9 protein-coding genes are annotated in these 13,053 nt (G+C 74.3%); 1 reads left to right on the top strand and 8 read right to left on the bottom strand.

Going from position 1 to position 13,053, the window contains the following annotated elements; all coding sequences use genetic code 11:
• Positions 1-52: 52 nt before the first annotated feature.
• The 7 genes from GQ466_RS26600 to GQ466_RS26570 form a co-directional block, all read right to left on the bottom strand.
• The gene (locus GQ466_RS26600; RefSeq protein WP_161106002.1) at positions 53-1,000 is read right to left on the bottom strand and encodes a uridine diphosphate-N-acetylglucosamine-binding protein YvcK; all 948 of its coding nucleotides are present in this window, start codon (positions 998-1,000) and stop codon (positions 53-55) included.
• 101 nt (positions 1,001-1,101) lie between these two features.
• The gene (gene rapZ / locus GQ466_RS26595; protein ID WP_161105793.1) at positions 1,102-1,980 is read right to left on the bottom strand and encodes an RNase adapter RapZ; all 879 of its coding nucleotides are present in this window, start codon (positions 1,978-1,980) and stop codon (positions 1,102-1,104) included.
• Positions 1,981-1,993: 13 nt separating this feature from the next.
• A complete protein-coding gene (uvrC, locus tag GQ466_RS26590) occupies positions 1,994-3,991 on the bottom strand; it encodes an excinuclease ABC subunit UvrC (RefSeq protein WP_161105792.1) in 1,998 nt (665 codons plus the stop codon).
• 79 nt (positions 3,992-4,070) lie between these two features.
• A complete protein-coding gene (locus tag GQ466_RS26585) occupies positions 4,071-4,499 on the bottom strand; it encodes a Rieske (2Fe-2S) protein (RefSeq protein WP_161105791.1) in 429 nt (142 codons plus the stop codon).
• Positions 4,500-4,536: 37 nt separating this feature from the next.
• The gene (uvrA, locus tag GQ466_RS26580; RefSeq protein ID WP_161105790.1) at positions 4,537-7,374 is read right to left on the bottom strand and encodes an excinuclease ABC subunit UvrA; all 2,838 of its coding nucleotides are present in this window, start codon (positions 7,372-7,374) and stop codon (positions 4,537-4,539) included.
• Positions 7,375-7,546: 172 nt separating this feature from the next.
• Entirely contained in the window at positions 7,547-8,146 is a 600-nt protein-coding gene (locus GQ466_RS26575) for a GNAT family N-acetyltransferase (RefSeq protein ID WP_161105789.1), read from the bottom strand.
• A gap of 78 nt (positions 8,147-8,224) precedes the next feature.
• Positions 8,225-11,938: a tetratricopeptide repeat protein gene (locus GQ466_RS26570; protein ID WP_161105788.1), complete on the bottom strand. Its 3,714-nt coding sequence runs from the start codon at positions 11,936-11,938 to the stop codon at positions 8,225-8,227.
• A 182-nt stretch (positions 11,939-12,120) separates the two neighbouring features.
• Here GQ466_RS26570 and GQ466_RS26565 point away from each other — a divergent pair, with 182 nt between their 5' ends.
• Positions 12,121-12,786 (top strand): MBL fold metallo-hydrolase, encoded by a 666-nt coding sequence (locus tag GQ466_RS26565; protein ID WP_161105787.1) that lies wholly within the window; start codon positions 12,121-12,123, stop codon positions 12,784-12,786.
• 77 nt (positions 12,787-12,863) lie between these two features.
• Here GQ466_RS26565 and GQ466_RS31075 read toward each other — a convergent pair whose 3' ends face one another.
• Entirely contained in the window at positions 12,864-13,010 is a 147-nt protein-coding gene (locus tag GQ466_RS31075; protein ID WP_168212274.1) for a GPGG-motif small membrane protein, read from the bottom strand.
• Between the last annotated feature and the right edge of the window lie 43 nt (positions 13,011-13,053).

Raw genomic sequence — 13,053 nt, 5'->3', positions numbered from 1 at the left:
CTCCCCCTGTCCGGACTCCCTGCAGTGTGGCCGAAGTCGGCCGCGCGGGTCGTCACTGCGCGAATATCTGTACGAAGGCTTGGGCCAGCAGGGCGGGATCATGACGCGGCGCGCCGCCGGGGTCGGCGACGTCGGCGAGGACGAGCCGGCCGCCGAGCGCGGCGACGGCCTTCTCCAGCGCCTCGGCGTCGTCCACCACGCCCCGGTCGGCGAGGACGACGTCCACCCGCAGGTCGGGCGCGTGGGCCTGGAGCACTTCCAGATGGTTCTGGGGGGAGAAGTCGTCGGTCTCGCCCGGCTGCGGGACGAGGTTCAGCGCGACGATCCGGCGGGCGCTCGTGCGGACCAGCGACCGGGCCAGCGCGGGGACCTTCAGGTGCGGCAGGACGCTCGTGAACCACGACCCCGGGCCGAACACCACCCAGTCCGCGTCGTCCACGGCGGCCAGGGCCTCGGGGCACGCGGGCGGGTCGGCCGGGACGAGGTCGACGCCGAGCACCGTCCCCGCCGTGCTCGCGCACGCCACCTGGCCCTTGACCCGCGTGATCACGCGGGGCCGCGCCGGGTCGGCGCCGCGCACCTCCGCGACGATGTCCATCGGGACCGACGCCATCGGCAGCACCCGGCCGTGGGCGCCGAGCAGCCGCCCGACCCAGTCCAGGCCCTCCACCGTCGAGCCGGTCGGGCCCGCGCGCTCGGCGAGCAGCTCCCACAGCGCCACGATCAGCAGGTTGCCCACCGCGTGGTCGTGCAGGACGCCGCCGCTGCGGAACCGGTGCTGCACCACGTCGCGCCAGGTCTGGCCCCACTCGTCGTCGCCGCACAGCGCGGCGAGGGCCATCCGCAGGTCGCCCGGCGGCAGCACGCCCAGCTCGGCGCGCAGCCGTCCGCTGGACCCGCCGTCGTCGGCGACCGTGACGATCCCGGTCAGCCGGTCGGTGACCCGGCGCAGCGCCGACAGGGCCGCGTACAGCCCGTGCCCGCCGCCGAGCGCCACGATTTTGGGACCCGTCAGCGGACCCGCCTGCGGACCTGAACCCGGGCCTGGTACGTCCACCGTGCCGTTCGTCTCCTCGTCCCCGACCCGTGCCGGGTCACTGCTCACTCACGGCCGAGGTCGCGATGGGCGACCTGTACCTCGATGCCCTCGTCGCGCAGCCGTGCGGCGATCTGTTCCGCCATGGCCACACTACGGTGTTTGCCGCCTGTACATCCCACGGCGAGCGTCACGTAGTGCTTGCCCTCCCGGTCGTACCCCGCCGCGAGCAGGCGCAGCACCTCGGTGTAGGCGTCGAGGAACTCCTTGGCGCCGCTTTGCCCGAGGACGTAGTCGCGGACGTCGGCGTCCCGCCCGGTCTTCGGCCGCAGCTCCGGCACCCAGTGCGGGTTCGGCAGGAACCGGCAGTCGACCACGAGGTCCGCGTCGACCGGCAGGCCGTACTTGTAGCCGAACGACACCACGGTCGCGCGCAGGCTCGGCCCGCCGGTGTCGGTCCCGAAGAACGACACGATCTTGGCGCGCAGCTCGTGGACGTTGAGCCCGCTCGTGTCAATCACAAGGTCCGCCTCGGCGCGCACCTCGCGCACGAGGTCGCGTTCGCGGGCGATGCCGTCCACCAGGCGCCCGTCGCCCTGCAGCGGGTGCGGACGCCGGACGCTCTCGAACCGGCGCACGAGGTCCGGGTCGCCCGCCTCCAGGAACACCACCCGGGGATGGACGCCCCTGGCCTCCAGCTCCGCGATGGCGGTGTGCAGGTCCTCGGTGAACGCCCGGCTCCGGACGTCCACCACCACCGCGATCCGCGGCACCGCGTCCTTCACCCGGCCGCCGAGGTCGGCCATCGTCGCGAGCAGGCCGGGCGGCAGGTTGTCCACCACGAACCAGTCGAGATCCTCCAGGGCCTTGGCGGCGGTGCTGCGCCCCGCGCCCGACATGCCCGTCACGATCACGATGTCCGGGACGTTTGTCTCTGTCGTCATTGCGCTTCCCCCGTCAGCCGTCAGAACCCCGTGCGTCCTCGCCGGACCCGGGCCGCGCGCCGGCGACCGGGACCGTCCCGCCGTGCAGCGCCGCCGCGATCGTCTCGGCGCTGCGCGCCCCGATGCCCGGCACCTCCGCGATCTGCTCGGGCGTCGCCGCGCGCAGCCGCTTCACCGACCCGAAATGCTTGAGCAGCGCCGTCCGCCGGGCCGGGCCGAGCCCGGGGACGCCGTCCAGCTCGCTCGCCGTCATCGCCTTGGACCGGCGCTGGCGGTGGAACGTGATCGCGAACCGGTGCGCCTCGTCGCGCACCCGCTGCACGAGGTACATGCCCTCGCTGTTGCGGGGCAGGATCACCGGGTCGTCGTCGCCCGGCAGCCACAGTTCCTCCAGCCGCTTGGCGATGCCCGCGACCGCGACGTCCTCGACGCCCAGCTCGTCCAGCGCCCGCTGCGCCGCCGCGACCTGCGGCGGGCCGCCGTCCACCAGGACGAGGTTCGGCGGGTAGGCGAACTTGCGCGGCCGGCCGGTCTCCGGATCGACCGGGCCGTGCGCGCCGGCTTCGGTCTCGTCGGGGTCGCCGAGGACGTCCAGCTCGCCCGTCTTCTCCCGCTCGGCCAGATAGCGGCGGAACCGGCGGGTGATCACCTCGTGGATCGAGCGGACGTCGTCCTGCCCCTCGACCGCCTTGATCGTGAACCGGCGGTACTCGGACTTGCGGGCGAGCCCGTCCTCGAACACCACCATCGACGCGACCACGTTCGTGCCCTGGAGGTTCGACACGTCGTAGCACTCGATCCGCAGCGGCGCGTCGTCCAGCTCCAGCGCGTCCTGGATCTCCTGGAGCGCGCGGCTGCGGGTCGTGAGGTCGCTCGCGCGGCGCGTCTTGTGCTGCTTCAGCGCCTCCAGCGCGTTGCGCTCGACCGTCTCCAGCAGGGTCTTCTTGTCGCCGCGCCGGGGCACGCGCAGCCCCACCGGGCCGCCGCGCTGCTCGCCGAGCAGTTCGGCCATCGCCTCGTGGTCGGGCGGCAGCTCGGGGACGAGCACCTCGCGCGGGATCCCCTGCCCGCCCTCGGCCTCGGCGTAGATCTGCATGAGGAACTGCTCCACGAGGTCGCCGGTGGTGACGTCCTCCACCTTGTCGACGACCCAGCCGCGCCGGCCCCGGATCCGGCCGCCGCGCACGTAGAACACCTGGACGGCGGCCTCCAGCTCGTCCTGCGCGAACGCGACCACGTCGCAGTCGGTGCTGTCGCCGAAGACGACCGTCTGCTTCTCCAGCGCCCGCTCCAGCGCGCGGACGTCGTCGCGCAGCCGCGCCGCGCGCTCGTACTCCTGCGACGCGGCGGCCTCGCGCATGTCGCGTTCGAGCCGGCGGATGAACCGGGTCGTGTTGCCCGCCATGAAGTCGCTGAACTCCTCGGCGAGCAGCCGGTGCTCGTCCGGGGAGACGCGCCCGACGCACGGCGCCGAGCACTTGTCGATGTAGCCGAGCAGGCACGGCCGGTCGAGCTGGTGCTGCCGCTTGAACACCCCGGCGCTGCACGTCCGCACCGGGAAGACGCGCAGGAGCTGGTCGACGGTCTCGCGGATCGCCCACGCGTGCGAGTACGGCCCGAAGTAGCGGACGCCCCTGCGCTTGGCCCCCCGCATCACCATGACGCGCGGGAACTCCTCGTTCAGCGTCACCGCGAGGTAGGGGTAGGACTTGTCGTCGCGGTACCGGACGTTGAACCGGGGGTCGAACTCCTTGATCCAGGAGTATTCGAGCTGGAGCGCCTCGACCTCGGTGCCGACGACCGTCCAGTCCACGCGGGCGGCGGTCTGCAGCATCGTCTGGGTGCGCGGGTGCAGGCCCGCGAAGTCGGCGAAGTAGGAGTTCAGCCGGGACCGCAGGCTCTTGGCCTTGCCCACGTACACGACGCGCCCGCCCGCGTCGCGGAAGCGGTAGACGCCGGGATCCTCGGGGATGGATCCCGGTGCGGGTCGGTAGGTCGCCGGATCTGCCACGCTCGCAAGCGTAGTCGGCGCCGCCGACAACCGCGGCTCCCCGGCGGGCCGCCGGGGGGCGGCCCGCCGGACGTCGCGCTCAGGCGACGACGATGACGTCGCCCTTGACCTGGACGGGATACTCCTTCAGCGGCCGGCCCGCCGGCCCGTGCTGGACCGACCCGTCGGCGATCTTGAAGGCGCTGCCGTGGCAGGGGCAGTGGATCGCCCCGCCGCTCACCTTGTCGGTCAGGCAGCCCTGGTGGGTGCAGGTGGCGTCGAACGCCTTGTAGGTCCCGGCCGTGGGCTGGGTGACCACCAGCTTCGCCTGCTGGTTGATCACCCCGCCGCCGACCGGGACCTCGGCGGTCTTCGCGATCTCGGTGCCGCGCAGCTCGGTCGCGGACTTCGCGGGCTTGTCGTCGCTCGGGCCGCAGGCCGCCAGCACCGCCGCCGCGCCGAACGCCCCGGCGCCGCACAGCACCGTCCGCCGCGTCGCCGGTGTCCCGGCCGTCACATCGTCGTTCATGGGACACATGATCCTGCACCCGGGGCGCGGAACGGGATCAGAGCCCCATTTTGGCCAGGAACTGCCCGGTATGGCTGGCCTCGACGCGGGCGACGTCCTCCGGGGTGCCGGTCGCGACGACGGTGCCGCCGCGCGAGCCGCCCTCGGGGCCCATGTCGACGATCCAGTCCGCCGTCTTGATCACGTCGAGGTTGTGCTCGATGACGAGGACGGTGTTGCCCTTGTCCACCAGGCCGTTCAGCACGCCGAGCAGCTTGCGGATGTCCTCGAAGTGCAGGCCGGTGGTCGGCTCGTCCAGGACGTAGATGGTGCGCCCGGTCGAGCGCTTCTGCAGCTCGGCGGCCAGCTTCACGCGCTGCGCCTCGCCGCCCGACAGCGTCGGCGCGGGCTGCCCGAGCCGGACGTACCCGAGCCCGACGTCGTTCAGCGTCTTCAGGTGCCGGTGGATCGCGCTGATCGGCTCGAAGAACACCGTCGCCTCCTCGATCGGCATGTCGAGGACCTCGGCGATCGTCTTGCCCTTGTAGTGGACCTCCAGCGTCTCCCGGTTGTAGCGCGCCCCGTGGCACACCTCGCACGGCACGTAGACGTCCGGCAGGAAGTTCATCTCGATCTTGATCGTGCCGTCGCCGGAGCAGTTCTCGCACCGGCCGCCCTTGACGTTGAACGAGAACCGGCCCGGCTGGTAGCCGCGCACCTTGGCCTCGGTCGTCTGCGCGAACAGCTTGCGGACGTGGTCGAACACGCCGGTGTAGGTCGCCGGGTTGGAGCGCGGGGTGCGGCCGATCGGCGACTGGTCGACGTGGACGACCTTGTCGAGCTGGTCGACCCCGGTGACGCGGCGGTGCTTGCCCGGGACGGTCCGCGCGCCGTTGAGCTGCTTGGCCAGCGAGTTGTAGAGGATGTCGTTGACCAGCGTCGACTTGCCCGAGCCCGACACCCCGGTCACGGCCGTGAGCACGCCGAGCGGGAACGACACGTCCACGTTGCGCAGGTTGTTCTGCTGCGCGCCCTTGACCGTGATCTCCCGGCCCTTCTGGCGCGGGCGGCGGACCTCGGGGACGTCGATCGTCCGGCGGCCCGACAGGTACGCGCCGGTCAGGGACCGCTCGCTGGCGCGCAGGTCGTCCACCGTGCCGGACACGACGACCTCGCCGCCGTGCTCGCCCGCGCGGGGGCCGATGTCCACGATCCAGTCGGCGGCGGCGATGGTGTCCTCGTCGTGCTCGACGACGATGAGCGTGTTGCCCATGTCCCGCAGGCGCAGCAGCGTCTCCAGGAGCCGGTGGTTGTCGCGCTGGTGCAGGCCGATCGACGGCTCGTCCAGCACGTACAGGACGCCGACCAGCCCGGAGCCGATCTGGGTCGCGAGCCGGATGCGCTGCGCCTCGCCGCCCGCCAGCGTCGCGGACGCGCGGTCGAGCGTGAGGTAGTCCAGGCCGACGTCCAGCAGGAAGCCCAGGCGCGCGTTGATCTCCTTCAGCACGCGCTCGGCGATGTGCTTCTCGCGGTCGTTCAGCTCCAGCGACAGCAGGAACTTGGCGCACTCCCCGATCGGCATCCCGGCGATCTCGGCGATCGACCGGCCGCCCATCGTGACGGCGAGGACGTACGGCTTGAGCCGCGCCCCCTCGCACGTCGGGCACGGGATCTCCCGCATGTAGCCCTCGAACTTCTCCCGGCTGGAGTCGCTCTCGGACTCGGAGTGGCGCCGCTGGATGTAGGGGATCACGCCCTCGAACGCGGTGTAGTACGACCGGGTGCGGCCGTACCGGTTCTTGTACCGGACGTGGACCTGCGTCTCGTGCCCGTTCAGGACGGCCCGGCGCGCCTTGAGCGGCAGCTTGTGCCAGGGCGTCCCGAGGTCGAAGCCGAGCGCGTCGCCGAGGGCCGCCAGCAGCCGCAGGAAGTACTCGCTGACGTGCCCGCCCGACCACGGCTGGACGGCCCCGTCGGCCAGCGACAGCTCGGGGTCGGGGACGACCAGCTCCGGGTCCACCTCCATGCGGGTGCCGAGGCCGGTGCAGTCGGGGCAGGCGCCGTAGGGCGAGTTGAACGAGAAGGAGCGCGGCTCCAGCTCGTCGAACGACAGGTCGTCGTAGGGGCAGTACAGGTGCTCGGAGTACATCCGGGTGCGGTTCTCGTCGTCCTCGGGGAGGTCGACGAAGTCGAGGACGATCGTGCCGCCGGACAGGCCGAGCGCGGTCTCCACCGAGTCGGCGAGGCGCTGGCGGGCGGACTGCTTGACCGACAGCCGGTCCACCACGACCGAGATGTCGTGCTTCTCCTGCTTCTTGAGCGTCGGGGGCTCGTCCAGCCGGACGGTCGCGCCGTCCACGATCGCCCGCGAGTAGCCCTTGGACTGGAGTTCGCGGAACAGCTCCAGGTACTCGCCCTTGCGGCCACGGATCACCGGCGCGAGCACCTGGAAGCGGGTGCCCTCGCCCAGCTCCAGCACCCGGTCCACGATCTGCTGCGGGGCCTGGCGGCTGATCGGACGGGCGCAGACCGGGCAGTGCGGGTGCCCGATGCGCGCGTAGAGCAGGCGCAGGTAGTCGTAGACCTCGGTGATCGTCCCGACGGTCGACCGGGGGTTCTTGCTCGTGGACTTCTGGTCGATCGACACGGCCGGGGACAGGCCCTCGATGAAGTCGACGTCCGGCTTGTCCATCTGGCCGAGGAACTGCCGGGCGTAGGCCGACAGCGACTCGACGTACCGGCGCTGTCCCTCGGCGAAGATCGTGTCGAACGCCAGACTCGACTTCCCGGAGCCGGAGAGCCCGGTGAACACGATCATGGCGTCCCGCGGCAGGTCGAGCGAGACGTCCTTCAGGTTGTGCTCGCGTGCTCCACGCACGATGAGTCGGTCATGCACGGCGGTGGCTTCCGGTTCCTCTGATGGGGCGCCGACGGCGCGTCAGCGCGCGTCCCGTTCACGGCGGCGGGGAGAGATTCCCCCGTTGAGTTAACAGCGGCATCGGCCGCTTCATTTCGACCGTACACGTGTTCGAACACCACTTGCCACCGGAACGGGCGCGGGCCTCGTCTCATCCCAGCCGCGCGCGGCCCTCCCGCAGGTCGTCGCGGGTGAGGAGCCAGCACAGGTCGCGGCCGGTGTCGCCGGGGGCCGCGGGCTCGCGTTCGACCGTCCGTTCGAGCAGGAACCCGAGCCGGCGCGCGACCGAGGCGCTGGCGTCGTTGGCCGCGTCGCACCGGATCTCGACGCGTTCGACGCCGGGGGCCGCGAACGCCGCCCGGACCAGCGCCGCCGCGACCCGGGTCGCGATGCCCCGGCCGGTGTAGGCCGAGTGGACCCAGTAACCGATCTCACGCGTCACGGGCGGACGGACCTGGAGGCCCGCGCCGCCGAGCACCGGGGCGCCGTCCTTCTCGCCGCCCGCCGCGAAGATCCCGTAGGCGAACTCCGTCCCGTCGGCCCAGGACCGGTCCCGCTCGGCGAGGTAGGCCGCGTGGTCCCGCGGGGTGGGAAGCTCCGCCGCCCAGGCCATCCACTCGTGCAGTTCGGCGAAGGACTCCGCGACGGCCCGATCGAGGGCGGCGACGTCGGACGGCCGCCAGCGGCGCACGACGAGGTCGTCCAGCACGATCCGTTCGGGAGGCCGGTCGGTGAGCGGTGCGGCGTCCATTCCCCCATCGTGCACAGTGGCCTCCCGAGTCGCGACCCATTAACGGCGGTGCCACCGCACTTCCCATGGAACGATCACTCACACCGCCGGGGTCGCCTCCTCCGACGCCAGCCACTGGTCGATGGCCCGGACGCGCCGCCGGCAGTCCGCCGCCGCGTCCCGGTCGCCGAGCGCCGCGCACGCCTCGGCCAGCCGTTCCAGCGCCTGCCGCCGGCCCCGGTGGTCGGCCAGGTCCCGGCGGATCCCGATCTCGGCGCGCAGGTGGTCGGCCGCCTCGGCGGGACGGCCGAGCGACTGGCACGCCCGGCCCATGACGTGCAGCGAGACGGCCTGCTCGCGGGCGTCGCCGAGGTCGGCCGCGAGGTCCAGCGCGCGGCGTCCGGTCGCGAGGGCGGCGGGCGCGTCGCCGAGGTCGAGGTGGATCGCCGCCAGCCGGGCGAGCGCCACGCCCGCCCCGTGCCGGTCCCCGACCTCGCCGAGGACCCGCAGCGCCTCGCGGGCGGCGGTCAGCGCCTCGGCGGGCCGGCCGCCGCCGTGCAGGACGGCCGCGACCGTGTCCATGCCGACGCCCGTCCCGTACCGGTCGCCGATCTCCGCGCGCAGCCGCAGCGCCTGCCGCGCGGCGTGCTCGGCCTCGGCGTGCAGGCCGAGGCCGAGGTAGGTGCGGGCGAGGCTGCCGAGCGTCCCGGCGACGCCGCCGCGCGCGCCGAGCCCGTGGAACAGGTCCAGCGCCTCCAGGCCGACGACGAACGCCTCGGCGTCGCGCTCCAGCCCGCGCAGGACGATCGAGAGCTGTTCCAGGTCGTGCGCCTCGCCGTGCCGGTCGCCCAGCTCGCGGCGGATCTCCAGGGCGCGTTCCAGGTGCTCGCGGGCCTCGTGGAAGCGGCCGAGACGGCCGTGGACCATGCCCGTCCGGGCCAGGACCTCGGCCTCGCCGTGCCGGTCGCCGATCTCCCGGTGCAGGCGCAGGGCCCGTCCGCAGTGGGTGAACGCCTCGGCGAACCGGGCCGCGTCGCACTCCAGCCGCCCGAGCGTGGCGAGCGCGCGGGCCTCGCCGTGGCGGGCGCCGAGGGAGCGGCTGGTGCGCAGCGCCAGGTCGGCGTCGCGGCGGGCCAGGTCGCGCAGGCCGAGGGTGGCGTGCATCCGGGCCAGCTCGGTGAGCGCCTGCGCGGCGCCCGGCCGGTCGCCCTCCTCCTGCCGCAGTTCCAGGGCCTCCAGGACGTACACGACGGCCTGCTGGACGTCGCCGCGCCGCCGCTGGATCTGCGCGAGCGTCAGCAGGGTGGCGGCGAGCCCGGGGCCGTCCCCGGTCGCGCGGCGCAGCGCCATCGCGCGGCGGGCGTCGCGCTCGGCCGCGTCGTAGTCGGTGCGCCCGACGCCCGCGCGGGCCAGGGTCTCGTGGGCGCGGGCGGCGCCGGCCGCGTCGCCGCGCGCCCGGTGGATGGCCAGGGCGTGCCGGGCGTGCTCGATCGCGGTGGCGTAGCGGCCGAGGGCGCCGTGGATCTCGGCGAGGGTGGTGAGCGCGGCGGCCTCGCCGAACGCGTCGTGCGGCTCGGCGGAGCGGAACCCGCGCCGGGCGTCCTCGGCGTACCCGATGGCCTGGACGGACCGACCCAGCTCGAAGTGCGCGACCGCGAGGTTGTGCAGCATGACGGCCGCGGCGGCCCAGTCCTCCCGCGCGCGGGCCGACCGCAGGCCCGCCAGGTGGACGGCGACGTTGTCATCGCTGTAGCGGCGGAACTCCTGGAAGTCGAACAGGGCGTCGGCGAGGCGCAGGCACGTCCGGTGCAGGCCGAGCCCGGCGGCCTGGTGGACGGCGGCGACCAGCGTGCGCCGCTCGGCCTCGAACCACGCGACGGCCTCGGTCCTGGTCATCGGCGGCGCGGCGGGCGGGCCGGTGGCGACGCGGGGCCTGCGGCGGCGGCCGAGGGCGTCCCCGGCGGCCAGGGCGCCCGCCAGGCACGACGCGAGCAGGCGGCGCTGGGCGGCGATCCGGTCGCTGTCGGCGTCCTCGGCGAGCGCGCGCTCGCGGGCGAACGCGCGGACGAGGTCGTGCATCCGGTACCGGCCGGGCGCGGCGTCCTGGACGAGGTACGCCTGCCGGAGGCCGTCCAGGCAGTCGGCGGCCCCGGCGGCGTCGCGGCCGGTGAGCGCGGCGAGCGACGCGGCGGAGAAGTCCGGGCCGGGCGCGAGGCCGAGCAGCCGGAACGCGGCGCGCTGGTCGGGGCGCAGGCTCCGGTAGGCGACCTCGATGGTGGGGCCGAGTCCGGTGCGCAGGACGACCATCCCGGGCGCGTACGCCTCCGTACCGGCCAGTTTCCGGACGGTCCCGGCGATCGACGCGGCGGGATCCTCGGCGAGCCGGGCCGCGACGAGCGACAGGGCGAGCGGCAGCCGTCCGCACTTGTCGGCGAGGCGCTGCGCGGCGCGGCGCTCGGCCCGGACGCGCGGGTCGCGCGGCCCGAGGACGGCGGCGATCAGGTCGACGGCCTCGGCCGCGCCCATCTGCCCCAGTTCCAGCGTCCGCAGGCCCGTGCCCTCCACGAGGTCGGGCATCCGGCGGCGGGCGGTGACGACGACGAGGCCCGCGTCCACGGCCGCCAGCAGCGGCGCGACCTGCCCGGACTCGGCGGCGTCGTCCAGGACGAGCAGCGTCCGCCGTCCGCCGAGCAGCGCGCGGCACTGGGCGGCCAGCTCGTCCTCGGTGCGCGGCAGCCGGTCGCCGGGGACGCCGAGCGCCCGCAGCACCCGGCCCATCGCCCCGGCGGGGGTGAGCGGGCTCGGGGTCGTGCCGCGCAGGTCGGCGAAGACCACCCCGTCGGGGAAGCGGTCGGCGGCGCGGTGCGCCCAGTGGATCGCGAGCGTGGTCTTCCCGACGCCCGCCATGCCCTGGACGAGCACGCCGCGCGGCCCGCTCCCGACGAGCAGGTCGAGCTTGGCGAGGCTGAGGGACCGGCCGGTGAAGGACGGCTTGTCGGCGGGCAGGCGGCGCGGCGGGCCGCCCGGCTCCAGCGGCTCGGGGTCGGGCGCGGCGATCCCGGCGGGGAGCGCGGCGGCCGGGACGGCGGGCGCGGCGGGCGGCGGGTCGGCGGCCCACGGCCCGGCGGCGCGGCGCAGCGCGGCGGGGTCGAGGATCGTCAGCGGCCGGGCGCGGCGGGACAGGACGCCGTCGGCCCGCCAGACCCGGAACCACCGGACGAGCGTCTCGCGCGACAGCCCGGACCAGTTCGCGAGGTCGGCCTGGCTCAGCCGGCCCGGGACGCGGCACCCGTCCGGGCCGGCCGTGCCGAACCGCTCGGCGAGTTCCAGGAGGTGGCAGGCCAGCCGCTGGGGGTGCTCGGCGGCGCGCAGCGCGTGCCGGCGGCCGGCGCGGGCCTGGTCGGCGGCCAGGGTCCGCATGAGCGCCCCGGCGATCTGCGGCCCGGCGGCGAGCAGGCGGCCGAACTGGCGGCGGTCCACGCGGAGCACGACGAGGTGGTCGAGCGCGACGACCGTCCCGCGCTGCGGCCCGCCCCACGGCGCGAGCCCGCCGACGAGGTCGCCCGCCCCGAACAGGTCGATGATCGACTCGTGGCCCTCGCTGGAGCCGACGATCTCCTTGGCGAGGACGGTCCCGGCCGTCGGCGGCCCCGCCGCGAACAGCACGCGGACGCCGCCCGCCGCCTCCCCCTGGTGCAGCAGCGCCGTCCCGGGGCGGACCCGCAGGCCGTGGCCCATCGCGCGCAGCGCCTCCCGGTCCGACGGCGCGAGCTGGTCCCAGAAACCGCCCGGCCGCGCGGGGTCGTGGAGCAACGGTTCACCTCTTCCCGACGGGTCCCGAGCCGTCCCGCCGACCATGATGAACCGGACGCGCGTGATTTTCCGCGCCGTACGCCACGAACGGAATGCGTCCCGTGACGCGGCCGGGGACGCGGCGGCGCGGGCGATGCGCGAAGATGGGCGCTGTCCGCCACGGGACCTCGACGGGAGGGACGATGACGTACACCGGAGACGTCGCGGTCGGCGGCGCGCCCGACGTCCGCGAGCTGCCCGGCCTGACGATCACGAAGGTCGCGGTCGGGCCCTACGACAACAACGCCTACCTGCTGCGCTGCCCCGCGACCGGCGAGCAGATCCTCATCGACGCGGCCAACGAGGCGCCGCGGCTGCTCGGCCTGGTCGGCGGCGGGCCGCTCGCGCGGATCGTCACGACGCACCGCCACCAGGACCACTGGGAGGCGCTCGCGGAGGTGGCGGGGGCGACGGGCGCTCCGGTCACCGCGCACCCGTTCGACGCCGAGCCGCTGCCCGTCCCGGTGACGGCGCCGGTGGAGGACGGCGACACGTTCACGTTCGGCGCGGTGACGCTGGAGGTGATCCATCTGCGGGGCCACACGCCGGGGTCGATCGCCCTGCTGTACGACGCCGACGGGTCGTTGTCCGGCCACCCGCACTTGTTCACCGGGGACAGCCTGTTCCCCGGCGGCGTCGGGAACACCTGGGGCGACCCGACGCGGTTCGAGAGTCTGCTCGCGGACGTCGAGGAGCGCGTGTTCGACCGCCTGCCCGACGCGACCTGGTTCTATCCGGGCCACGGCAAGGACTCCACGCTCGGCCGGGAGCGGCCGTCGCTGCCGGAGTGGCGCGCGCGGGGCTGGTGACGCCCTTCCGGCGCGCGGCCCGCGTGCATCGCTGCACGCGGGCCGTTCGCGGAGGCGGCGCCGCGCGGGCGCCGGGGTCAGTGGAAGATGCTGACACCTCCCGGGCCGACGAGCAGGCCCACGACGATGAGGACGATGCCCCAGAGCAGTTCGCGTCGGGCGAGGATCACGTAGATGCCCCCGACGACCAGGATGACGGCGATGAGCCACAGAATGAATGCCATGCGGCAACGAGTCCCCGCCAGGAAAAGGATCAAACAGACATCG

The sequence above is a fragment of the Actinomadura rayongensis genome, from assembly GCF_009831215.1.
Classification (GTDB): Bacteria; Actinomycetota; Actinomycetes; order Streptosporangiales; family Streptosporangiaceae; genus Spirillospora; species Spirillospora rayongensis.
This window is presented reverse-complemented; position numbering and strand designations above follow the sequence as displayed.

Bases quoted from the DNA above. Each gene is read 5' to 3' on its own strand.
- rapZ (WP_161105793.1), bottom strand. From the start codon at position 1,980: ATGACGACAGAGACAAACGTCCCGGACATCGTGATCGTGACGGGCATG.
- GQ466_RS26585 (WP_161105791.1), bottom strand. From the start codon at position 4,499: ATGAACGACGATGTGACGGCCGGGACACCGGCGACGCGGCGGACGGTG.
- GQ466_RS26575 (WP_161105789.1), bottom strand. From the start codon at position 8,146: ATGGACGCCGCACCGCTCACCGACCGGCCTCCCGAACGGATCGTGCTG.
- GQ466_RS26565 (WP_161105787.1), top strand. From the start codon at position 12,121: ATGACGTACACCGGAGACGTCGCGGTCGGCGGCGCGCCCGACGTCCGC.
- GQ466_RS31075 (WP_168212274.1), bottom strand. From the start codon at position 13,010: ATGGCATTCATTCTGTGGCTCATCGCCGTCATCCTGGTCGTCGGGGGC.